Origin of the sequence: Thalassotalea sp. Sam97 (genome assembly GCF_041379765.1) — a bacterium.
Lineage (GTDB): Bacteria > Pseudomonadota > Gammaproteobacteria > Enterobacterales > Alteromonadaceae > Thalassotalea_A > Thalassotalea_A maritima.
Map to the genome: position 1 here is coordinate 2868880 of NZ_CP166919.1, position 25896 is coordinate 2894775.

13 protein-coding genes, 2 tRNA genes and 3 rRNA genes are annotated in these 25896 nt (G+C 44.4%); 9 read left to right on the plus strand and 9 right to left on the minus strand.

Annotation, left to right across the window (positions count from 1 at the left end):
- Positions 1-98: 98 nt before the first annotated feature.
- Positions 99-317, plus strand: a complete 219-nt coding sequence (locus ACAX20_RS12780; protein WP_371186759.1) for an EF-hand domain-containing protein — start codon at positions 99-101, stop codon at positions 315-317.
- A gap of 159 nt (positions 318-476) precedes the next feature.
- Here ACAX20_RS12780 and ACAX20_RS12785 read toward each other — a convergent pair whose 3' ends face one another.
- The 4 genes from ACAX20_RS12785 to ACAX20_RS12800 form a co-directional block, all read right to left on the minus strand.
- Positions 477-3680 (minus strand): amidohydrolase family protein, encoded by a 3204-nt coding sequence (locus ACAX20_RS12785; RefSeq protein ID WP_371186760.1) that lies wholly within the window; start codon positions 3678-3680, stop codon positions 477-479.
- Positions 3681-3912: 232 nt separating this feature from the next.
- Entirely contained in the window at positions 3913-4524 is a 612-nt protein-coding gene (locus ACAX20_RS12790; RefSeq protein WP_371186761.1) for a flavin prenyltransferase UbiX, read from the minus strand.
- 7 nt (positions 4525-4531) lie between these two features.
- Positions 4532-5899 carry a UDP-N-acetylmuramate:L-alanyl-gamma-D-glutamyl-meso-diaminopimelate ligase gene (mpl, locus tag ACAX20_RS12795; protein ID WP_371186763.1) on the minus strand — a complete coding sequence of 456 codons (1368 nt, stop codon included), beginning with the start codon at positions 5897-5899 and terminating at the stop codon, positions 4532-4534.
- Positions 5900-5929: 30 nt separating this feature from the next.
- Positions 5930-8332, minus strand: coding sequence for a zinc-dependent metalloprotease (locus ACAX20_RS12800; protein WP_371186765.1), 2403 nt, complete (start codon positions 8330-8332; stop codon positions 5930-5932).
- Positions 8333-8546: 214 nt separating this feature from the next.
- Between ACAX20_RS12800 and ACAX20_RS12805 the strand changes: the two genes are divergently transcribed.
- From ACAX20_RS12805 to ACAX20_RS12840, 8 genes are all read left to right on the plus strand, one after another.
- Entirely contained in the window at positions 8547-9515 is a 969-nt protein-coding gene (locus tag ACAX20_RS12805) for a class 1 fructose-bisphosphatase (RefSeq protein WP_371186767.1), read from the plus strand.
- Positions 9516-9819: 304 nt separating this feature from the next.
- A complete protein-coding gene (locus ACAX20_RS12810; protein WP_371186769.1) occupies positions 9820-12354 on the plus strand; it encodes an ATP-binding protein in 2535 nt (844 codons plus the stop codon).
- Between the two features lie 8 nt (positions 12355-12362).
- Positions 12363-13280, plus strand: a complete 918-nt coding sequence (locus ACAX20_RS12815; protein ID WP_371186771.1) for a mechanosensitive ion channel family protein — start codon at positions 12363-12365, stop codon at positions 13278-13280.
- 46 nt (positions 13281-13326) lie between these two features.
- On the plus strand, positions 13327-13512 hold the full coding sequence (locus ACAX20_RS12820; protein ID WP_371186773.1) for a periplasmic nitrate reductase, NapE protein: 186 nt from the start codon (positions 13327-13329) through the stop codon (positions 13510-13512).
- A gap of 36 nt (positions 13513-13548) precedes the next feature.
- Complete coding sequence (torC, locus tag ACAX20_RS12825) at positions 13549-14730, plus strand: pentaheme c-type cytochrome TorC (protein ID WP_371186775.1); 1182 nt, start codon at positions 13549-13551, stop codon at positions 14728-14730.
- Positions 14731-14744: 14 nt separating this feature from the next.
- Positions 14745-17219 carry a trimethylamine-N-oxide reductase TorA gene (gene torA, locus ACAX20_RS12830; protein ID WP_371186777.1) on the plus strand — a complete coding sequence of 825 codons (2475 nt, stop codon included), beginning with the start codon at positions 14745-14747 and terminating at the stop codon, positions 17217-17219.
- Positions 17216-17860 (plus strand): molecular chaperone TorD, encoded by a 645-nt coding sequence (gene torD / locus ACAX20_RS12835; protein ID WP_371186779.1) that lies wholly within the window; start codon positions 17216-17218, stop codon positions 17858-17860. Before torA ends, torD begins: the two co-directional genes overlap by 4 nt.
- 752 nt (positions 17861-18612) lie before the next feature.
- On the plus strand, positions 18613-19773 hold the full coding sequence (locus tag ACAX20_RS12840; RefSeq protein WP_371186781.1) for an IS256 family transposase: 1161 nt from the start codon (positions 18613-18615) through the stop codon (positions 19771-19773).
- A 205-nt stretch (positions 19774-19978) separates the two neighbouring features.
- Here the strand turns inward: ACAX20_RS12840 and rrf are convergent.
- The 5 genes from rrf to ACAX20_RS12865 form a co-directional block, all read right to left on the minus strand.
- A 5S ribosomal RNA gene (rrf, locus tag ACAX20_RS12845) occupies positions 19979-20093 on the minus strand.
- 114 nt (positions 20094-20207) lie between these two features.
- Positions 20208-23089: ribosomal RNA gene (locus ACAX20_RS12850) — 23S ribosomal RNA — on the minus strand.
- Between the two features lie 291 nt (positions 23090-23380).
- A tRNA-Ile gene (locus ACAX20_RS12855) sits at positions 23381-23457 on the minus strand.
- A gap of 34 nt (positions 23458-23491) precedes the next feature.
- Positions 23492-23567: transfer RNA gene (locus ACAX20_RS12860), tRNA-Ala, on the minus strand.
- Between the two features lie 77 nt (positions 23568-23644).
- Positions 23645-25184: ribosomal RNA gene (locus tag ACAX20_RS12865) — 16S ribosomal RNA — on the minus strand.
- The 16S, 23S and 5S rRNA genes sit together here with 2 tRNA genes alongside, the layout of an rRNA operon.
- Positions 25185-25896 lie beyond the last annotated feature (712 nt).

The window sequence follows — 25896 nt, forward strand, 5'->3', positions numbered from 1 at the left end:
TATTAGTTGCTCAGATAGCGTGATAAATAACAACAAATGATGTCATTATTCGCTACCTTAACACAACATCTGCGCCTAGCCTCACTAAGGAACATACTATGCAGTTATCTCAATGGGTCGATGAATTATTTGAAATTTTTGATGAAGATAAAGACGGTGTAATTAATCGCTCTGAATTCGTCGAGTTAATCGATTGTTTGCTTCAAGAAAAAGGCATCCGCATGTGTGAAAGCATTTTTCTAAAATTTGATAAAAATCATGACAATGCGATCTCTAAAGAAGAATTAACTGAAATGATTATTGATTTAGCGCTGTAATCAATACGCGAGATCTTTAGCGCTAGATAAGATTACGGTTGTGCTGTGCTCTGTCTGTCGTAATCGACGCAAGTATCTACAAAAAATGCCGACCTGCTAATGCAGTGTCGGCATTTTTATTACCTACTTATTGGCGACAAAGTGCGCCTTTTATATCGGTTATTCAAAGTAAAAAGGCTGACGCTTTGTATTGTCGTTACCCACCTCATTCATGGTGCTGGTATCGTATAAACGGCCATTAAGCATTACCTGTGACACTTTGTCTGACTGACGAATATCTGCTAACACGTCACCATCAATAACAACGATATCCGCTAACTTACCCGCTTTAAGAGAGCCAATATTGGCATCAAGTCCTAAGTGTTTTGCCGAGTCTATCGTCGCTGTTTGTAACGCTTGATGAGCACTCATGCCACCTTGAGCAAACATCCACATTTCCCAATGTGCACCTAAACCTTCACGCTGACCGTGTGCGCCAATCGCAACCTTAACATCCATGTCTTGCATTTCTTTAGCGACTTTTGCAACGTTAATATGATTGTAATGATGCTCTGGCGCCGTTGTTCTGCGCATTGAGCGCGGTGCCAAGATATCTGCTGGTACGTACTTACTTAAAATTGGGTGCTTCCAAACTTCAGTTTTATCATACCAGTAGTGCTCGCCCGAAATACCACCGTAAGCAACCACTAAGGTTGGTACATAAGCCGTTTGCGACTGTTGCCAGAATTGACGAATATCATCATAAATTTTCGCAGTAGAGATAGAGTGCTCAAGTGACGTATGACCATCAGCAACCATGGTTAAGTTATGCTGCAATAATGAGCCACCCTCTGGTACCACCATCATTTCCATTTCACGAGCCGCTTGGATTACCTGTTGACGCTGATTACGACGCGGTTGGTTATACGATTTAACGGTAAATGCACCAACTTTCTTCAAACGCTCCACGTGAAAACGAGCATCATCTAAGTTGTCAACGTGTGATGTGTAACCCGGCATCGATGCACCATATAAAATGGTACCTGTCGAGAAGATACGTGGCGCCACAATATCGCCCGCTTTTTGTAGCTCGGATGCGGCAAAGACTTCCGTAGTATCATTAGACGGATCGTGGATCGTGGTCACCCCCAGTGATAAGGTGGCGTAGTTCACCCAGTTTTGTTGAGGAATAATTTCACTGCTACCTTGAGCGCCATGGGCATGGGCATCGATAAAGCCAGGAACAATGGTTTTACCAGCTACGTCGATAACCTTCGCACTTGATGGAATACTTACCTCATCGCGCGTACCAACCGCTTTAATGTGCTTACCTTCAACCAGTACCACACCATTTTCGATAACTTCATCACCTTCCATGGTAACTACCTTACCACCAACTAATGCGATAACCCCGTCAGGTGCATCCACATCATGGTTAAAGCCTAAGTTCGTTACGCTTGGTTCAACATCAGTATCGCTGGCATAGCCGATATCAAACATCTTACCAAGGCCTGCTTGATAAAGCTCTGGACCTAGGCTCCAATACAAGGTATCAGACTGTGCATTCCAACTGATGTTCTCGCCTGCACGTGCCGATAATTTGTGAACAGGTATGTTTTTGGCGTCAGGGCCAATATGAATCACATCACCGCGCTCGGTCAGAGGCGTGACAAATACCTTAAAACGCTCAGCAAACGCTAAATACTTGCCATTAGGCGCAACACGAAACTCAGTCGCGTACTTACCGGTATATAGGGTTTGTTCGTTTTTGCCATCGAGATCAATGCGTGCTAGCTCAGGCATTTCACCACGACGCATGACATAAATTCGGTCATTACGATCAGCAAATTGCGGTTGCTTACCATTTTCAGTGATCAACTGAGCCTCACCGCCATCACTTGATACTTGGTAGATACCTGGGTTTAAACCAAACTGTGGAGATGTGATATAACCACCGCGGATTTTACGGAACACCACGGTTTTGCCATCGGGTGAAAACGTTGGTTCAATGTACTTACCAGGCTCGGTAAGTAAGTTGTCACCGCGACCGGTTTTTGCCGATACCACACGGATATTGCCTTGCTTTTGATCGTTCCATGTGGCAAAAACGATATGCTTGCCATCACGTGAAAAGCTCGGGTTTAGCTCAAAGTAATCGCTTTGGCGAGTCAAACGCTTTGGCTTGCCGTTTGGCAAATCGCGAGTGTATATATGACCTAAAGCTTCAAATACAACACGCTTACCGTCGGGTGATATCTCCACGTCACGTAGCATTTTCACATCAAACTTATCAACATCGATATTCTGGGTAAAACGCACTGCAGGCTGCATCTTTTTAGTCGTTTCAACGGCAAAGTCGATCACTTGGCTGTCACCACTGTCAAGATCTAACTTGTTGATTTTACCGCCGGCCCAAAAAATAATGGCGTCATTGTCTGGCGTCCATGCCATAGTCGGATAAACACCGTGAATCGCCCATGTCTCTTGCATGTCACGATCGAGCTTGTCATAAACGGCCGTTTTCTCACCAGTTTCTAAGTCATAAACAAATAAGGTCGATTGAAAATCAACGCGAGATACATACGCAAGCTTTTTACCATCCGCAGATGGTGTCGGGCGGATGGCCCCGCCACGACCAGATAAAATAACGTCAATGTCACCTGTCTCTAAATCGTAACGCTTGATTTTATAAATACCCTTTTCACTGTCTTTTGAGTAGTGAAAGGTTTTGCCTGGTGTCGCATCTTGAGAAAAATAAACATAACGGCCATCAGGTGAAAACGCTGGTTCGCCTAAATCTTTTTGTTGATTAGGACGTTTAGTCAACATCATGCCATTACCACCAGACTTGTGGTACATCCATACCTCACCAGCACCTAGTGAGCGAGTACCAGTATAGTGCTTACGAGCAACAAGAAATTCACCATCAGGGCTCCAAGCAGGTGAATTCACCAAACGAAACGTTTCTTTGGTTACTTGCACTGGGTTCGAGCCATCGGCATTCATTACCCAAATGTTATCACCACCACCTTGATCGGATGTGAACGCAATGTATTTACCATCAGGCGAAAACGTCGGCTGCATTTGCCAGGCAATATCTTGAGTTAGCGCTGTTGCCTTACCACCAGAAACCGGCATGGTGTAAATATCACCAAGTAAGTCAAATACGATGGTTTTACCATCCGGTGAGATGTCAACGTTCATCCAGGTACCGTTATCAACCTTGATGTTTACGTCGTAGAAGTCGCCCATTGGCTCATTTACAGACCATTGTTTGTTTTCTTGTTTTTCGTCGGCGCTTGCCAACGCCGGTGCGCTAGTTAGCATTAACCCAAGCGTGGCAGCTAACACGCTACGCTTAGCGGTGAACTTGTTCAAAGACATGCAGTAAACCTTTGTTATTAATGTGTGGCACAGTAGCTCTATAAAAATACTTGGCTACGTGCAGATGATTTTGGATGTAGGGAAATAAAACATATTGCGCAAGCCCTGTAAAGGCAGGCAAGGCATATTATGGTAAGTTTGAGTTTATTGATGATTATATGTAACAAGCACCTTGCAGTGCTTGTCTTTTGCGGTAACAAAAAGGTTCGATTTAACGAACCTTGCTAAAGCACTATTTAGTGTACCCCCAGCGAGGCATAATGTCTTGGTCGATACCTAAATGATCGAGCATGCGTCCCACCATAAAATCAATTAAATCTTCAATCGATTCAGGGTTGTGATAAAAACCCGGTGCGGCCGGCATTATGGTAACGCCCATTTGCGATAAACTATGCATGTTGGCAAGGTGAATGGTAGAAAAAGGCGTTTCGCGAGGTACCAAAATCAATTGGCCACGCTCTTTTATCACCACATCAGCGGCGCGTTCAATTAAGTTATCACTCATGCCTTGGCTAATTGCCGCTAAGGTGCCTGTTGAACACGGACAAACCAGCATTTTTTTCGGCGCCGCAGAACCTGATGCGACAGGAGAAAACCACTGCTCTTTACCAAACACCCGAATTTGTTCAGGCTGAGCTTGATAACGCTCGATAAAGAATGCACTTGCCGCATCTGGATTTGCGGGTACTTTCAATCCTACTTCGGTATCTAAGACAACACGCGCTGCAGAAGAAATTAATACATACACTTGATATTGTGCCGCAACCAAACATTCTAATAACCGTAATGCATAAGCACTACCTGATGCACCGGTTATTGCTAAGGTGATTTTGCCTTTAAACAACGCTCAATTAACCTCTTAATTTTGTTAACTTATCCAAAAGCTTAGTATGAAAGCTGCCAAAGCCACCATTACTCATTACGACCACATGATCGTCTGGACGGACAAAGTTAGCCACCTGCTCCACCAAGTCATCGACATCGTCGTTAAAGTAGGCTTCACCACGACACTCGTCGACTAATTCAGCAACCGACCAAGTGACATCTTCATCTTGATATAAAAACACCACATCGGCGTCATCTAAGCTCGGCGCAAGCGTATCACGATGCACGCCAGATTTCATGGTATTTGAGCGAGGCTCTAGAACAGCAATAAGTCGCTGTTTGCCTATTTTACTGCGAAAAGCCGCAAGGTTTTTTTGTATTGCCGTGGGGTGGTGGGCAAAATCGTCGTAAACACGAATGCCACTCACTTCGCCACGCAGCTCTTGACGACGCTTGGTATTAACAAATTCCATCAACGCTTGGCAGCCGATATGGCTTGGCACACCAGCATGACGTGCAGCAGCTATCGCCATCACGGCATTATCCATATTAAAATCGCCAATCAAATCCCAACGCACCGTGCCTTGCAAATCGCCAGCAAAAAACACATCGAAAGCGCTGCCATCGTCTGTGAGCTTCCGCGCCTGCCAACCGTTGGCATTGTGACTGCGCTCAAGTGGCGTCCAACACCCCATAGCGAGCATATCATTTAATGCTGTGTCATCATTTGGCACCAACACCAAGCCATTGCCGGGCACGGTGCGCATTAAATGATGAAATTGCCTTTGAATATCTTTGAGTGAATCAAAGATATCAGCATGATCAAATTCAAGGTTGTTAAGCACTAAGGTGTGCGGTCGGTAATGGACAAATTTAGATCGCTTATCAAAAAATGCGGTGTCGTATTCATCGGCTTCAATGACAAAAAAAGGGCTGTCCCCCAGCCTTGCCGAACAACCAAAATTTTGCGGTACACCGCCAATTAAAAAACCCGGATTAAGCTTAGCGTATTCTAAGATCCAAGCCAGCATCGATGTGGTCGTCGTTTTACCATGCGTACCAGCAACCGCGAGAACCCAACGATCTTTAAGCACATTTTGTAACAACCACTCAGGGCCTGATGTATAGGCGATATTGCGCTCCATCACATATTCCACCATAGGGTTACCGCGTGACATCGCATTACCGATAATAACCATATCCGGCAAGTCATCTAAGTGTTCCACTTTGTAGCCTTGCTTGAGCTCAATACCAAGTTGCTCAAGCTGGGTACTCATTGGTGGGTATACATTAGCATCGCTACCCGACACCCGAAAACCAAGTTGTTTGGCAATGGCCGCGATACCGCCCATAAATGTGCCGCAAATACCAAGAATATGGATATGCTGACTCATAACTTACTCCTACGTTACCGTCTATTGTCGTTAACCAATAGGCGAGCCCGGCGGTAATGCCACCGGTTGATGTTTAATAATCACATTACCTTGATCAAAGCTGAAGGCAATTTGTTTGTTCAGCAACAGATAATGTCCATAGAATGGATGCTCAACTGAGTACTGTTTCGACTGTTTATCAAGCCAGTTTTGTAGCTCTAGCATAGTAACATACACCTGACTTTTCACTTCACTTACCACTTCAGCGTTATGCCAAAGCGCTATCAACATATCCAATACTTGCTGATTTACGCGCTGTTGCACGGCAACTTGTAAACCGCTTGTCGCAGGACGCTTAATGGTCGATGTGACGGTTTTAGCTAATAATTGATGAACCGATGGTAATGATGCATCTTGCGTATATTGCTGATTAAGGCGAGCTAAGCGTGCTGGGTTAAGCAATAAATTTAATGTATGAGTGGCATTCGCCTGTGCCGCACTTACCGGATCAAAGGTTAAGCCGGTAGCGCTAGCAAAACTTTCACGGCTGCGTGAATAGCCGTAAGCTTTTGGTGGTATAAGGGCAACGATATGCTCTGGAATGGTTAGAAGCTTGACATCCAGTGTATTTAACAGCGCCTCTAACGCACGTTGTTGGCGTGCTCCTGCAACAACCGTTTGTGGCACGTCATCTTCACCTTTAACCGCATAACTGTAATCGACACCAGCCAATAATTTGGCTACTGCTTCCACTTGGTAACGGTGCAAGTTATAAATCGGCACTAACACATTTTCTAATTCAGAGTATGGTCTGCCATCGGCTATGCTATTGCCCCCCATATTGGCAAGTGCCTGCTCACGCACCGCCAGCAAGCGCATTAACTCAGCCACCGCATCTTCGCCATTATCCCAAAGGTGACCATTGCTGTCGGCGCCACTTTTCGGTCTTGCATCTGGATCAGACATATAACGCAAGCCTTTATCTTTAGCCGCTTTTACTATTGCTTTTAACGATGTGGCATCATTCGCATCACCATAAGCATAAAGAATGACGTGCTTATCCCATTCACCAATTTTATCATCATATGCTTGGCTCAAATCAACTCGACCATCGTCGTCTAAGGTGATTAATGGATGCGGATAATCCATCACCGATGCTCGATTATTACCACTGGCAGAGAAGTTATGAGCGATACCTAAAGTATGGCCTACCTCATGCGCAGATAATTGACGAATACGCGCTAACGCCATTTCTTTTTGCGCGGTTGTATCAACCTTATCTTGATTAAACGGTGATGTTAAACCAAGGGCTATAAGATAATCTTGACGCACCCGCAACGAACCTAGGGTGACGTGCCCTTTGATAATTTCCCCTGTGCGCGGATCGACAACAGATGCACCATAAGACCAACCACGGGTAGCACGGTGCACCCATTGAATGACGTTATAACGCACATCCATAGGATCGGCATCTGCTGGCAACAATTTCACTTGAAAGGCATGTTTGTAACCAATCGCTTGAAACGCTTGATCCCACCAAAGTGCTCCATCAATCAGCGCCGAACGAACCGGCTCTGGTACCCCAGGATCTAAATAATAAACGATGGGTTCTACCGCTTCGCTCACCGCTTGTTGCGGATATTTTTTTTGTAGACGATGACGCGGAATAATACGAGTTAATAAAGGATCTTCAATGGCGCTCGCGTAATCGGCGTACGCAAGTGACCACATACCCGAAAACGGATGGAATTGTCGTACTTGGTAACTATCATCAGGAAGTCGGATTAATGAGTGATGCATATTCACTGTAACCGCCTTTGCATCTGGGGTCACCGCCTTAAGGTAGTTACCTGCACCACTCCCGGTAAAAGTAATCGTCGCCTCAAGTTCAGTGTTATCCGGAAAAGCTTTGGTGCGAGCAGTGAATAAACCGCTACGAGTTACATCAATTTTAAAGCTACCTTGTTTAGTCGCTTTTAGGGTATCGGCGACGTTATGGATATCCGAAAGTAAAAACGGTGTGTAATCAATGTATACCTGTTGCTCATCACGTTCTGCTATCGTAAATCCCCAAATAATCGACGAGGCAAACGCTTCATCGATGGCTTGGCGCTCAAGCACATTGTCGCTAGTAGCACGATAGTCGGTATTAAATTGGCGCAAAAACACTTTATCACCGACTCGTTCAAACTGTACTAATCGGGTTGCCCCTAATTGACCTCGATCTAAACCAATGTCGTTAGAGCCCACACCATGTGGCAAACTACTTTGAAATAAAAACTGCTGATTAAAATCATCTATTTGTAAATACACTTTACCACTGGCATCGTCGATTAATAACGGCATAAAACCGTCAAGACGGGTTTTGTTATCACTAAAAGCGGCAAAAACGAGAGTTGGTAAGAAGATGGCAACAGCGAGCAAAGCGCGTCCCCACAATGTTATCAGCGGCATGAAAAATCCCTAATTATGATTATTATTACGCCCCAATATACCCTAATTGACTAATAAAAGTGAGCTATCACTAAAATTATTTGCTGTAGCAAGGTCTGTTTTATTTAGCTATTTTATTTAGCGATCTGCGCATAGATTTAGTACAATGAACGCGTTACCCATAACGGTAACTTACACATGCAATTACAAAACTAATTCAGGGTACTAATAAATAATGCAACGAATAGCTCCCGCGCTGCGTGAAGACGGCGTCCCTTTAGACTTGATTTCCCTTATAAAAACCATCCTTGCTGCCTGCAAAGAGATTTCGTTCCGTGTCGGACAAGGCCATCTCAGCGGTGTAATGGGCTCCACTTTAGATGAAAACATCCAAGGTGAAGTACAAAAAGAACTTGACGTGGTTGCCAATCAGCTGTTTAAAGACATTATTCTTGAATCCGGCTTTGTTAAAGCAATTTCCTCAGAAGAAGAAGATACTTCCGTTGCCGGTAATCCTAACGGTAGATACATCGTTTCTTTCGACCCTCTCGATGGCAGCTCAAACATTGAAATTAATTCGCTAGTGGGTACGATTTTCTCAATTATGGAAGTCGATGAGGATACCGATCCACAAGACCCAAATATCTTCATGCAGCCAGGTACAGCTCAAGTATGTGCAGGTTATGTGTTATATGGCCCGTCTACCGTGCTTGCTATGACCACCGGTAAAGGAACCCATTTTTATACCCTAGATCGCACTCATGGTAGCTTTATGCTAACCGAACGCAATGTACAAGTTACACCACAAACCTCAGAATTTGCAGTTAACATGTCAAACCAGCGCTTTTGGCAACCTGCCATGCAAAACTATATTAATGACGTAATTGCCGGTAGCGAAGGTCCTCGAGGCCGTAATTTTAATATGCGTTGGGTTGCGGCTATGGTTGGCGACGTGCATCGTGTATTAGTGCGAGGCGGTATATTCACCTACCCGGCCGACAGCAAAAATGCAGACAAGCCATATAAATTACGCCTGCTTTATGAAGCCAACCCAATGAGTTTTCTTATTGAGCAAGCTGGCGGCCTAAGCATGACTAGCGAAGGTCGTATCATGGAGATTATGCCAAACGATATCCATCAACGTGTTGAAGTTATTTTAGGCTCACGCGAAGAAGTTGAAATCTGCCTGAGCTATTATCAGTAGGCTATATCATCTTTAAATAGCAATACATCACCAACACCGGTGTATTGCTATAAAGTATCCGCATCGCCACGACGACAAAATCAAACCATCTAAATTTCATCTAACGCTTTTCTGCGCAAAATCAGTAAATCTGCATCATACTTTCTAGCGATAACCGATACCTATTCGATTAACGCGAACCCTTATTGCAGGTAATGCTTTGCTTATATCAACATCAATAAAAACGGCTAAACGGCTAACCGTATTTCACTGTTTTTGCCTGCTTGTCGTGTTATGCGTTCCTTTTCAGTCCAACGCTAAATCGTTGCCTTTAGCAACTATTTTCACCTCGCTCGAAGCATCGAGGACTCAGTCTTCTTTACCAACATCAACGCCCACATCTATAACCTCGCAAAACGAGCAAGCACAACAGCAAGAAAACGCGCAGACCAACAAGGTCAAAGGCCAAGCGAAAAGTAATGACCAAGACGATAGCACTAAAAAAATCGCCAACAAAGTCACCGAAGGTACTGCAGGCTCAAACTCATTGCCTAATAAACCATCACTAACCAATAACCAAGATACCAATAATAAGTTTGTCAGCACAGGCTTACTACGACAGTTTGAAAATCAATTTGCCGCACTACAAAACGATCAGACAGAAGACGATGCCGATCGTGAACAATATCAACGGTTATATTTTCAAATTCGTCCCGTTATTGCTGAGAAAACTAAAGCACTCCAACAACTCACCGATCAACCTAATGTCGATTTAAGTTTATTAAGCCAATGGCGAAACACCGAAAAATTTAAGACGCTCGTACAACGCTATCAGGAGTTGCAACGCTACTATCAGTTGCGAGAACAAATTTTTGCCAGTGCACCATCTGCATTGCGTGATTCACTTACTTCGTTTCGTATAACAGGGCTTGAAGAAGCAAAACTTGAGAGTCAATTTGTTCGCCTTCAAGCAAGCGTGTTAAGTAAAGCGGCAGTGCAACGAACAAAAGAATTACCCGCGCTAATAAATTTAGCGCCTATGGATATATTCAAACAAGTGTTGATTATTATTATCGCCTTATATGTATTTATTAACTGGCGTCGATGGGCAATACAAGGTTTGCCTCAATGGCGACAAAATATCCTTGCGGTTAGGCCGAGAACGTCCGCAAGAATAAAAGTTGCCCGAGCTATTTGGTATTTAGAGCAAACTCGTCAACCGCTTGAATGGCTTATATTTTTCTATGTGATTATTAACGCTCTCAAGCTGTTTCAGTTACCACTACTGATCAATGTTCTGCAAACCATTGTTTTCTGGCTTTGCCTGACCAGTTTTGCTTATACGTTTCTAAGTAAGGTGATTCAACGCGGTAAACAAAATGTGTTACGCAATATCAGTAGCGCGCAATCGGTATCTTTAAAAACAGTAATTTGGTGGGCCGGCTTATTTAAATTGGTCACCGCATTAACCGAGCTTGTTATCACCAAAACAACCATATTGGGTTGGCTAAGTACGCTATTCTTAACATTACTCATACCTGTTTACGTATTTTTCATTCAAAGTTGGCGAGATGACTTTTTTAATTATGTCGACCAAGAACGAGACGCCCCCCAGATTGTTCATAGCTTATTAAAAAATAGGCGCGGGATTAAAGGCTTTTTGGCCGCAGGTTTTGCCTTTATTTTCGCCTTGTACTTCTCATTGTCCAAAAAATTTCTCAACCTGATTTCAAAAGTTGAATCAGGACGTCGTATTACCACGGAAATTTACCGTAAAAAACTACTTAATGATAATGCCCAACTCATTGAAGACAGTAAAAACATGGCCAATCTCAATGAGGGTGTCAGTGATCTTTTAATCCACGGTAATGGCGAGCATGTTGCATCGATTATTGAACCACTAGTCGAGAAGATCATGGCGATGGTAGAGCAAAAAGAAAGATCACATATTGCGGTTATCGGTGAACGTGGCATAGGTAAAAGCCACTTATTGCAAACTCTCACTGAACGACATCCGAAAAGCCTCATGTTAAGTTGCAGTGAAGATTTCAACGACATCATTGAACAGCTTAAACAGCAATTAAATTTAGATACTGAACAGAGTAAATCTAGCGATGTCATGGCTGCCGTTAAAGAGCAAGGCATCGATTTGATCTTGCTTGATAATTGTCACCGCCTGCTCACCCCAGAAGTCAGTGGTCAACGCGAGATGCGCCGTTTGTATGGTTGGATAACAGACTTTAAAGGTCAGGCCTTGTGGATATTGAGCTTTGATCGCAGCAGCTGGACCTTGCTCAACGCATTGGGCATCGCCAGTGGCTTTTATGCCAGTAGCATTCAAATGCATTCATGGAGCGAAGAACAAATCTGTGAATTATTTGATCAACGTTGCCAACAAGCGGGCATTGATGTTGACTACAGTAAACTATCGATTCCTAAACAATTAGTCGATATCGAAGAAGACGATTTTGAAGCTCGCAACAAATATGGCATCTTGCGCATTATTTGGGGTTACGCAGAAGGTAACCCTGCAATCGCCTGCCGCACGCTCGCACAAGCGTTAAAAGTTGATAATAAAAACGTAATAGCGCAGATCCCGCTCTACCCAGATAATAAAATCATCGAACAATTTGAAATAAATACCCTGCTGGTTCTCAGAGTCATATGCCAATTTGGTCGTTGCTCTGTTAATGATATCGTAAAAAATCTGCGCTTACATGGCTTGGTTGTCAACTCTGCCATCGCCGCCTGCGTCGCGCAAGGCATTCTGGAGCAAGTCGCAGGCCGCTACCAAATCACCTGGCTATGGTTTCGCCCCGTGTCGAAATATTTAGCTCGGCAAAATTTATTACCTCGATAGGAGTCTATATGAACGTTCGGGCTATCGCTTTTTACAGGTTAATCTTGATGTTTTGTATATCGACACCAGCGGCCGCACAAGAGCAAGTATCGAAAGAGCTACAAGTGATCAATACACTTGCTGAAGTAATAAAACCTGGCGGCATTTTAATGTCGGTGCTGCTCTTTGTTGTGGTGTGGATTGTGCTTAAAGTGATGAAGTCTATCGTTAATGATTTAAGCGAGGTATTTGCCGAAAAAAGACTGTTATTACAAAAAGCGTTAGTGTTTTTCCAGTTTCTCATTTATTTTTTTGCGATCTCTGCCTCGGTATTGTTGAGTTTTGAATTTAGCAAAGAGTTATTGGCGATTTTAGGGGGGACACTTGCCGTTGCCGTAGGCTTTGCCATGAAGGACCTTGCTGCCTCAGTAGTTGCTGGCATTATCATCATGTTTGATCGACCTTTTCAGGTGGGTGATAGAGTTCAATTTGGCGGTGAGTACGGTGATATTAATGCTATAGGCTTGCGTTCTGTAAAGATGACAACCTTAGATGATAACGTTGTAACCATTCCCAATAATATCTTTCTCAATGAGCTTACCTCATGCGGTAACTACGGCGAATTGGATATGCAAGTTGCCATATCATTTCATATTGGCGTTGAGGAAGACTTAGCCAAAGCACAAGATATTATTCGCGAATGTGCCGCATTGAGTAAATTTACCTATTTAAATAAACCCATTAATGTAATTATCAGCCAAGTTGTTACCAATCAATTTATTGCCTACAAACTTACCTTAAAAGTTTATGTCCTCGACACTAAATACGAAAAAGCCCTTGAGACAGATATTACTCTTCGCGTTAATGAGCAATTTCGTGAAGCAAGTATCAAGGCGCCGACGCTACATATTACCAACCAACTTATGCGAATACCGAGCAAATCTTAAATTTTCACTATACTTATAAGCACTCATTTTCTGCTGGGGTATCGTTGTGAGCGAATCAAATTTAAGTTCCACTGACACCGAAGAGGATAGTGCAACCAAAGTCAAAGAGTTTAAGGCCTTCATGTTCATTATTCTGTTTTTTTTCCCTATTTTATTAACCGTTGTGTTTGGCGCCTACGGATTTATTGTTTGGATGTTACAGGCAACGCTTGGTCCTCCTGGGCATGGCTAACAGACAGTTAGTTCATATTCATCACGGGAGCGAAACATGCTTAAGTCAGTAAAAGAGTTTTTATCTATTTGTAAAAAGCCCAGCGCCTATTTTAGCTTGGGTACCCTCGCCTTTGGTGGCTTCATCGCTGGTATTTTGTTTTGGGGTGGCTTTAATACGGCACTGGAAGCAACCAACACAGAAGAATTCTGCATCAGTTGTCATGAAATGGAAGATAACGTTTATCAAGAGCTTAAAGAAACAGTTCATTGGAAAAATCATTCTGGGGTTCGAGCAACATGTCCCGATTGCCACGTCCCTCACAACTGGACCGATAAAATGGCACGCAAAATGAAGGCATCTAAAGAAGTCTGGGGCACGGTATTTGGTACCATCGACACCCGCGAAAAGTTTTTAGCAAAGCGAGCAGAGTTGGCACAACATGAGTGGGATCGGCTAACCGCGAATAACTCGTTAGAGTGTAAAAATTGTCACGACTACGCATCTATGGACTTTGACACCATGAGCGAACGTGCGCGAGTTCAAATGAAAATGGCCGCAGAGCGCGATCAAAGTTGTATTGACTGTCATAAAGGCATTGCCCATGAATTACCCGATAGCGTACTAGCCAACGAAGGCGCCTTAGCTGAGCTCGAAGCCATGTCTACATCACGATTCAATGAGGGCGAAAGTTATTACAGCGTACGTCAATTACCACTGTATCAAGATAAAGCATTACAAATCAGTGCTGGTCAACTCAATGCAGCAACGAAAGTGACTGTGCTGGAAAAAAGTGGCGAAGCTTTAAAAGTAAAACTCGATGTCTGGCGAAAAAACAAAGGCTTTGGTCGCATCATGTTTGAAGACTTTTCGCTCAATATAAACAATGGCTACTTAACGCCTGAAGTAGCAAAAAGCGAACAATTTGTTACCGCAACGGGCGACGAAGTGGAAGACGACCTGACTGGTTTACCATGGCAGAAAATAGAGGTTACAACATGGATGCGCGCGGGTTCACTGGCAACATCAACCGATGATTTATGGCAATTTGCTAAAACAACCTATGACAAGAACTGTTCTACATGTCACTCGCAACCTGCAGTCAACCACTTTGACGCCAACACCTGGCCCGGCATGTTTAACGGGATGCTGTCGTTTGTAAACTTAGACGGCGACACTCAAGCTCTGGTGCTCAAGTACCTGCAAAAGCACTCATCGACGTTTAATAAAGACCATTAATGAGGGAGCGAACCATGAGCATTTCAAGACGCACATTTTTAAAGGGTCTGTTAGTAACCAGTACCGCTTCGTTAGTTGGACCAAGTTTACTTGCCGCGGCTAAATCAGTCGCTGCAGAAGCTAGTAATAAAAACGGTGTTTGGAAAGTGTCCGGATCACATTGGGGCGCTTTTAGAGCAAGAGTTTTAGCTGGCACAGTACAAGAGATAAAACCGTTTGATTTAGATAAATACCCTACCGACATGCTCAAAGGCATTAAAGGGATCATTTACAGCCCTTCGCGGATCCGTTACCCCATGGTACGTTACGATTATTACCTTAAACGCCATAAAAGTGATACCAGTCAGCGGGGCGACTTCCGCTTTATTCGGGTTACCTGGGATGAAGCCATCGATATGCTTTATCAAGAGCTTGAACGTATACAAACCACTTATGGGCCTTCGGGTTTATATGCTGGTCATACAGGGTGGAGACAAACGGGCCAAGTGCACAGCTGTGGTAATCATATGTTTCGTGCCGTAGCCATGCACGGCAACTTTGTTCGCAAAGTTGGCGACTATTCAACTGGCGCGGGACAAACCATTTTACCCTATGTGATGGGCTCTACCGAAGTCTACGCGCAAGGCACCTCGTGGGAAAATATTTTAGATAACAGTGAGATTGTAGTCTTATGGGCTAATGATCTTTATAAGACACTGCAAGTAGGTTGGAATTGTGAAACACATGAATCGTATGCTTACCTTGAACAATTAAAACAAAAAATTGCCGATAAAAAGATCCGCGTGATCGCCATCGATCCAGTGAAAAGTAAATCGCAGAATTACCTTAATTGCGAACACCAATATGTGAATCCGCAAACTGACGTCGCCTTAATGCTGGGCATGGCCCATCATCTGTATACAAATGATTTATACAATAAAGAATTCCTCAACACCTATACACTCGGCTTTGATAAGTTTCTACCTTATTTACTTGGTGAAAAGGACGGCATCGCCAAAACCCCTGACTGGGCAGCATCCATTTGCGGTATTGACGCTGAGAGCATCAAAACCCTTGCAAGTGACATGGCAGCCAAACGTACTCAAATCATGTTTGGCTGGTGTATACAGCGCCAACAGCACGGTGAGCAACCGTATTGGATGGGCGCGGTATTCGCAGCGATGCTTGGCTACATCGGTTTGCCCGGGGGCGGTGTCAGCTATGGTCACCACTATTCGGGCATTGGCGTATCTTCAACAGGTGCAGCGGGGCCAGGTGCCTTTCCAGGCATCCCTGATTCAGAAGACGACATAAAGCATAAGAGTAACGATTTTAAAGGCGCAAGTTCTGTAATCCCCGTTGCTAGATGGATTGACATGTTACTTAATCCTGGCCAAACCATTGACGCCAATGGTTCAAAAGTGACATTCCCTGATGTACGGATGGCGATGTTTTCAGGTAATAACCCTTGGCATCACCATCAAGACAAAAATAAGATGAAAAAGGCATTTCGTAAGCTCGAAACCGTTGTCGCGATTGACTTTTCATGGAATGCTACTTGCCGCTTTGCAGACATTGTTCTACCAGCCTGTACGCAGTATGAACGTAACGACATTGATCTCTATGGTAGTTACTCAGGTCGTGGCGTTATCGCTATGCACAAGTTAGTTGATCCACTTTATCAATCTAAAACAGACTTTGAGATATTTACCATGTTCTGTAAACGCATGGGAACAGACCGTAAATACACACAAAATAGAGACGAAATGGAATGGGTCAAGTACCTGTACAACGGTTGTGTCGAAGCAAATAAAGGTAAATTTGACATGCCTGCATTTGATGAGTTTTGGCAAAAAGGTGTAGTTGACTTCGGTACCGGCGCTTTATGGACTCGACTCGCTGATTTTCGCGAAGATCCAGAGCTAAACTCACTTGGCACACCATCAGGATTTATCGAAATTTTTTCTCGTAAGATTGAACGGTTTGGGTACGATGATTGCCCTGGTCACCCCATTTGGATGGAAAAAGCAGAGCGCTCTCATGGCGGTCCAGGATCTGACAAATATTCACTGGGCTTACAGTCATGTCATCCTGATAAGCGTTTACACTCACAGATGTGCGAGTCGACCGATTTTCGTAATACCTACACCGTACAAGGTAGAGAGCCAGTATTTATTAACCCTGAAGACGCTAAATCGCGAAATATCCAAAACGGAGATTTAGTGCGTGTATATAACGACCGGGGACAACTCATCGCTGGCGCAGTCATCGACGCCAATTACCCACCAGGCTTAATTCGTATTCAAGAGGGAGCATGGTATGGTCCTCTAGATGAAAAGATAGGTTCTATTGATACTTACGGCGACCCAAACACACTGACAATGGATATTGGCACGTCAAAGCTAGCGCAAGCATGTAGCGCCTTCACTTGTTTAGTTGAGATTGAAAAATTCAAAGGGGATGCCCCCGCAGTAACCGCGTTTAATCAGCCTACGGAGATAACGGAATGACCGAAGCCCACTTGGTTGAGATCAGAGCCAGTATATATTGGTGGTTTGCCACCTTATTAAGTAAAGAGTTAACACAAAGCCAATTTACTGGATATGCAAATAGCGAAGGAGCTAATTTACTCAACCAACTAGCACTGGAGCCTATGCTGAGAAAAGACGTCGACGCAATCAAACAGTCGTTGGCTAAACTTAACCTGCACAAACACCCTTACCTTGAGTGTAAAGCAGAGTTTAGCCAACTCTTTCTGATGGACAATAAAACGGGCGCGCCACCATATGCGTCGATCTATTTATCAGAGCAAGAGTTAATGTTCCAACAAGCACACAATGAAATGGTTGCATTGCTAAAACAGCAAGGATTGGCGATCGTCGATGAGTTTAATGAACCTGCAGATCATATAGCCATCCAACTGGACTATTTAGGAAACTTGGTTTTAGCAACATTACAAGCCAGCGATAGCAGGCAGGTTTGCAAACAGCAGTTGGATTTTATCGAGAATAAAATTCTTATTTGGTTACCTTTATTTCTCGCAAGAATGACTCGCATTAACAATTCTGGTTTTTATCAAAACATTTGCCAGCTGTTACATAGTTATTTATTACTTGAAGTAGAATTGTTGCGTGATAATATAAAAGCGTAACGTATCTAATTTTGCGTTCTGTCATCCTATATTTAATGCGGAGCTTGTTTGGGTGGAGCTACGGCTCATTACCGAAGGAGTTGCGTTTTAAAGCGGGGTGACGGAGTGCAAACCTTCCTATTGATCAAATCATAACGCAACTATAGTCATTTGACAGTCGTGTTCTGGCAGTGTTACCAAGCAAATGTGCGACGCTACGATTAACCCGAATTGAGATTAATACCAATTACACTAAGTTTGTGCCCAACTCAGAGTTAGGGCAGAGGTTCAGTTACAACATAGATTTCATTGATATAGTCATTCTGTATTAATGAAATATAGGGCCGTAAATGGGCCTCTGATAAACTCCCTACGGGTGAGCAATAACTTGATGTGATTGGTATAAGTTAAAATGTGCCATGTCAGATTTCATGTCGTTGGATGTAACCTCGTAGTACTAATGAGACGGCAAGATTGAATAGCACCGATTGGGAAAAATCTGCATAATGCACAGCCATTATTTAAATTTTCACCTGCCGGTTATGTCCATGGATGGACGGTATGACGATGTTTCATGGAGAGAAAAACATCGTGAACCTACGCAGTAGGTCGAGCAATGCCTTAAACGAGAAAAGCCCGTTCAAAGGAACGGGCTTTTCGGAATTGGCATACCGTCCCACTAAAGTGTGTCCCACTAGACAAATAAAAAAGTCTCTCTTAGTTTAGTTGAAAGTTTCGACCAAAAAACAATCAACAACAAACGGAGAGAGACTATGACTAATTTAACGCTGAATAGTAAGCAAATTCAAGCAGCATTAGATTCTTTAATCCAAAAGCCAGGTGGTCTAAATCAGGTATTAGAGCTCGCCCTTAATTCATTTATGAAAGCTGAGCGAACGGAATACCTAAGATCTTCTCAAGGTAACAAAGGCAATGGCTATAGACCTGTGGCAGGCTTAGGTATAGGTGATGCTCTATCTTTACAGGTACCTCGTGATCGATTAAATCAATTCAAGCCTTGGATCCTCAATGTCATGAAAGAGCAAAGCGATACACTGAACGAACTTTGTTTTGAGCTTTATGCCAAGGGGCTTACAACTCGAGAAATTGAATCAATAACTGAATCTATCTATGGCCAACAGCTCACTCGAAGCGCCGTATCGCGCATTACTAAGAGCCTATATGAGGAAATGGAAGACTTCAGAAAACAGAAGTTATGCGATTATTACCCCATCATTTATCTCGATGCGACATTTATCAAAACAAAGCGTGAAACGGTTTCTAGCGAAGCCTACTATATCGTTTTAGCGGTAAAGCACGACATGACTCGTGAAGTGATTGGTATTTACAATGCACCGACCGAATCAGCAGCCAATTGGGATGACATCTTGTTAGATTTAAAGGAGCGTGGCCTCAAGCAAATCGACCTTGCTGTGATTGATAACCTATCGGGCTTAGATTCGGCCATTGAACGGCATTATCAATGTAAAATTCAAAAGTGCGTCTTACATATGAAACGCAACATCTTAAAAAAAGTGAAGAAGTCTCATCGTGGTGAAGTCGCTGATGATTTGAGGTTTGTCTTTAATTTAGATGATCAATCAGATGACCGTGAAGAACTTATGATCCGCGCTCGGTGGTTATATGAGAAGTGGGGTAAGAGATATTCTAACTTTAAGATGTTTATTGATAAGCCGTACTTGCAGTATTACGCCACATACTTGGACTTTGAGCCGATCATCCGCAATATGATTTATACTACCAACTGGATTGAACGATTAAATAAATCATTCAAACGAACGTTAAAAATAAGGAATTCCATGCCAAGTGTTGATTCTGTATTAACCATTCTAAGTAAGGTAGCACTGGATATGAATAAAACGACTTACCAATACCCGATAAGTCGCTTTGAGAAAAGTAACTTGTTTAACTAGGTAATTTGAAACTGAAATTAAAATAAGAGAGACACACTTTCTGGGACGGTACCGGAATTGGAAGCCTGGCGATGATGTACATGGATGTACAAATGCAAATAGGTTCATGGATGAACGTTTTCTATTTGTGACCTACGTAGTAGGTCGAGCCAATACCTTAAACGAAAAAAGCCCGTTCAAACGAACGGGCTTTTCGGAATTGGAAGCCTGGCGATGACCTACTCTCACATGGGAACTCCCACACTACCATCGGCGCTACTTCGTTTCACTTCTGAGTTCGGCATGGGTTCAGGTGGTTCCAAAGTGCTATTGTCGCCAGACAAAAAACTTTTATAAATTCGGAAATCTGATATTTAACTTTTTCTTTCAATATGAATGCTTGAACTATTTCATGTCAGACCATATACACCTGAGGAAAACCTCTTGGGTGTTGTATGGTTAAGCCTCACGGGCAATTAGTACAGGTTAGCTCAACGCCTCACAACGCTTACACACCCTGCCTATCAACGTCGTAGTCTCCGACGACCCTTTAGGGAGCTTAAAGCTCCAGTGAGAACTCATCTCAAAGCCTGCTTCCCGCTTAGATGCTTTCAGCGGTTATCAGTTCCGAACATAGCTACCCGGCAATGCCACTGGCGTGACAACCGGAACACCAGAGGTTCGTCCACTCCGGTCCTCTCGTACTAGGAGCAGCCCTCTTCAATTCTCAAACGCCCACGGCAGATAGGGACCGAACTGTCTCACGACGTTCTAAACCCAGCTCGCGTACCACTTTAAATGGCGAACAGCCATACCCTTGGGACCGACTTCAGCCCCAGGATGTGATGAGCCGACATCGAGGTGCCAAACACCGCCGTCGATATGAACTCTTGGGCGGTATCAGCCTGTTATCCCCGGAGTACCTTTTATCCGTTGAGCGATGGCCCTTCCATACAGAACCACCGGATCACTATGACCTACTTTCGTACCTGCTCGACGTGTCTGTCTCGCAGTTAAGCTGGCTTATGCCATTGCACTAACCGTACGATGTCCGACCGTACTTAGCCAACCTTCGTGCTCCTCCGTTACGCTTTGGGAGGAGACCGCCCCAGTCAAACTACCCACCAGACAGTGTCCCCAGCCAGGATTACTGGCCCAGGTTAGAACATCACGCATACAAGGGTGGTATTTCAAGATTGGCTCCACGAATACTGGCGTACTCGCTTCAAAGCCTCCCACCTATCCTACACATGTAGGAGCAATGTTCACTGTCAAGCTATAGTAAAGGTTCACGGGGTCTTTCCGTCTAGCCGCGGGTATACGGCATCTTAACCGCAAATTCAATTTCACTGAGTCTCGGGTGGAGACAGTGTGGCCATGATTACGCCATTCGTGCAGGTCGGAACTTACCCGACAAGGAATTTCGCTACCTTAGGACCGTTATAGTTACGGCCGCCGTTTACCGGGGCTTCGATCATGAGCTTCGCTTGCGCTAACCCAATCAATTAACCTTCCGGCACCGGGCAGGCGTCACACCGTATACGTCATCTTTCGATTTTGCACAGTGCTGTGTTTTTAATAAACAGTTCCAGCCACCTGGTTACTTCGACCGACCGGTGCTTACTCCGCAAGGGATTCACACTAGCCGGCGTACCTTCTCCCGAAGTTACGGTACTATTTTGCCTAGTTCCTTCACCCGAGTTCTCTCAAGCGCCTTAGTATTCTCTACCTAACCACCTGTGTCGGTTTGGGGTACGGTTCCTTATAATCTGATGCTTAGAAGCTTTTCCTGGAAGTATGGCATCAACAACTTCAACTCCGTAGAGTCTCGTCTCGTATCTCAGCCTTAGGAATCCGGATTTGCCTAAATTCCCAGCCTACATACTTTCACATGGACAACCAACGCCATGCTTGCCTAGCCTGCTCCGTCCCTCCTTCGCAATTATAAGAAGTACAGAAATATTAATCTGTTTCCCATCGACTACGCGTTTCCGCCTCGCCTTAGGGGCCGACTTACCCTGCCCTGATTAACATGGGACAGGAAACCTTGGTCTTTCGGCGTGGGGGTTTTTCACCCCCATTATCGTTACTCATGTCAGCATTCGCACTTCTGATACCTCCAGCATGCTTTACAACACACCTTCAACGGCTTACAGAACGCTCCCCTACCACTTGAACCTAAGTTCAAATCCGCAGCTTCGGTGCTATGTTTAGCCCCGTTACATCTTCCGCGCAGACCGACTCGACTAGTGAGCTATTACGCTTTCTTTAAAGGATGGCTGCTTCTAAGCCAACCTCCTAGCTGTCTGGGCCTTTCCACATCGTTTCCCACTTAACATAGACTTTGGGACCTTAGCTGGCGGTCTGGGTTGTTTCCCTTTCCACGACGGACGTTAGCACCCGCCGTGTGTCTCCCGGATATCACTCACTGGTATTCGGAGTTTGCAAAGGGTTGGTAAGTCGGGATGACCCCCTAGCCTTAACAGTGCTCTACCCCCAGTGGTGTTCGTCCGAGGCTCTACCTAAATAGATTTCGGGGAGAACCAGCTATCTCCCGGCTTGATTAGCCTTTCACTCCGACCCACAGGTCATCACCGCATTTTTCAACATACGTGTGTTCGGTCCTCCAGTTGATGTTACTCAACCTTCAACCTGCCCATGGGTAGATCGCCGGGTTTCGGGTCTACACCTTGCAACTAAACGCGCAGTTAACACTCGCTTTCGCTACGGCTCCCCTAATCGGTTAACCTTGCTACAAAATGTAAGTCGCTGACCCATTATACAAAAGGTACGCAGTCACCCGAAGGCTTCCACTGCTTGTACGTATGCGGTTTCAGGTTCTATTTCACTCCCCTCACAGGGGTTCTTTTCGCCTTTCCCTCACGGTACTGGTTCACTATCGGTCAGTTAGGAGTATTTAGCCTTGGAGGATGGTCCCCCCATATTCAAACAGAATTTCACGTGTTCCGTCCTACTCGATTTCACGGTAAGGTCATTTTCGTGTACGGGACTATCACCCTGTATCGTCAAGCTTTCCAGCTTATTCCACTAATTCACAAACCGCTTAAGGGCTAATTCCCGTTCGCTCGCCGCTACTAAGGAAATCTCGGTTGATTTCTTTTCCTCGGGGTACTTAGATGTTTCAGTTCTCCCGGTTCGCCTCGTTAAGCTATGTATTCACTTAACGATACCTGCCTTATGACAGGTGGGTTTCCCCATTCGGAAATCTGTGCTTATAACGCCTTTTATCGGCTCAACACAGCTTATCGCAGATTAACACGTCCTTCATCGCCTCTAACTGCCAAGGCATCCACCACATACGCTTAGTCACTTAACCATACAACCCCAAAAAGTTTCGAGTGATTCGGTGACAAAACCGAACCCAAATGTATGTCTGACATGTTCACGCATTCATAAGAATGTCTTGAAAGAAATTGATTTATAAAAATCAATTTTTGAAGAATTTCTTCTTCGTTTTGGTATTTCATATGTTAATGAAGAACTACGCGACATAGTCTTCTATGAAATACCGGGTTTAATATCAGCTTTCCAAATTTTTAAAGAACAGTGAGTTAAAAACTCAAACATAAACGTCAACGCTTATGTTTGAGTTCTTTGAGAAGTAAAATGGTAGGTCTGAGTAGACTTGAACTACCGACCTCACCCTTATCAGGGGTGCGCTCTAACCAGCTGAGCTACAGACCTACTACATAGGTATGTCTACCAAAGTTTCAGTAAATGGTGGAGCTAAGCAGGATCGAACTGCTGACCTCCTGCGTGCAAGGCAGGCGCTCTCCCAGCTGAGCTATAGCCCCACTACTGAGATACTTCTCTTACAATCGTTATCTATGCAATTTGTGTGAACACTCGACAAGGAATGTTTTACTTAAGGTAAGGAGGTGATCCAACCCCAGGTTCCCCTAGGGTTACCTTGTTACGACTTCACCCCAGTCATGAATCACAAAGTGGTAACCGTCCTCCCGAAGGTTAAACTAGCTACTTCTTTTGCAACCCACTCCCATGGTGTGACGGGCGGTGTGTACAAGGCCCGGGAACGTATTCACCGTGGCATTCTGATCCACGATTACTAGCGATTCCGACTTCATGGAGTCGAGTTGCAGACTCCAATCCGGACTACGACGGACTTTCTGGGATTCGCTCCACCTCGCGGTCTTGCTGCCCTCTGTATCCGCCATTGTAGCACGTGTGTAGCCCATCCCGTAAGGGCCATGATGACTTGACGTCGTCCCCACCTTCCTCCGGTTTATCACCGGCAGTCTCCTTAGAGTTCCCGCCCGAAGCGCTGGCAAATAAGGATAGGGGTTGCGCTCGTTGCGGGACTTAACCCAACATTTCACAACACGAGCTGACGACAGCCATGCAGCACCTGTCTCAGAGTTCCCGAAGGCACCAAACTATCTCTAGTAAGTTCTCTGGATGTCAAGGGATGGTAAGGTTCTTCGCGTTGCATCGAATTAAACCACATGCTCCACCGCTTGTGCGGGCCCCCGTCAATTCATTTGAGTTTTAACCTTGCGGCCGTACTCCCCAGGCGGTCAACTTAGCGCGTTAGCTACGCTACCCACGGATCAAGTCCACAGACAGCTAGTTGACATCGTTTACGGCGTGGACTACCAGGGTATCTAATCCTGTTTGCTCCCCACGCTTTCGTGCCTCAGCGTCAGTATTTGTCCAGGTGGCCGCCTTCGCCACTGATGTTCCTTCCAATCTCTACGCATTTCACCGCTACACTGGAAATTCCACCACCCTCTACAATACTCTAGACAGCCAGTTCGAAATGCAGTTCCAAGGTTGAGCCCTGGGCTTTCACATCTCGCTTAACAATCCGCCTACGCACGCTTTACGCCCAGTAATTCCGATTAACGCTCGCACCCTCCGTATTACCGCGGCTGCTGGCACGGAGTTAGCCGGTGCTTCTTCTGTAGGTAACGTCACAGATAGCCGATATTAGCGACTACCCTTTCCTCCCTACTGAAAGTGCTTTACAACCCGAAGGCCTTCTTCACACACGCGGCATGGCTGCATCAGGCTTTCGCCCATTGTGCAATATTCCCCACTGCTGCCTCCCGTAGGAGTCTGGGCCGTGTCTCAGTCCCAGTGTGGCTGATCATCCTCTCAAACCAGCTAGAGATCGTCGCCATGGTAGGCCATTACCCCACCATCTAGCTAATCTCACTTGGGCTAATCTAAAGGCGAAAGGTCCGAAGATCCCCTCCTTTGGTCCGTAGACATTATGCGGTATTAGCAGTCGTTTCCAACTGTTGTCCCCCACCTAAAGGCATATTCCCAAGCATTACTCACCCGTCCGCCGCTCGACGCCTTCTAGTAAACTAGAATCGTTTCCGCTCGACTTGCATGTGTTAAGCCTGCCGCCAGCGTTCAATCTGAGCCATGATCAAACTCTTCAATTAAAAATTAAATCGTGATTCCGAAGAATCGACTCAATGAATTACGCTTGTTGGTATTGCTACCAACTTGACATATGTCGTTTTGCGTGTCACTCATCAAGTTATGTCTTAAAGACAATATGGTAAAACCATTTTCTTGTGAGTGCTCACACAAATTGCATGATAACTATTTGTTAAAGAATTAAGTAATAATCGCATTCGTTATTACTTGAACTTCATCGGCGTTTGCCGTTGAAGTGGATGCGCATTTTACGCATCTCAGTTTCGATGTCAACACTTTTTGAAAATTAATTTTCAAAAGTTTTTGTTGACCGTTAAGGCTCATATTGAACAACTTAACTTATCAAAACGAGGCTTTGTAAAAACACTGAATTGGATTCGTTATTTTTACAAACTTCAGCACTTCAACTGCTGTGAAGCCTTATTGGCTGTGCCGTTGAAGTGGATGCGCATTTTAGGGATTTTTGATTTAAGGTCAACTGTTTTTTTGAAAAAACTGACAATTAATTTGATACAGCGCAAATAACAAACAAAAGCAACAAAAAACCAACAAACCGTTAGCGATATCTCTTCATTTTCATGAGCAAAGTTATAACTTGATTAAAATTTGAACTTAGCGTTATATTAACTGTCATATTGCTGATTATAATACAGCGAACCGGCAGCGATGCGATCTTGCTAACTTTTGAGATACCAACAGAGATAGCAACGCTAC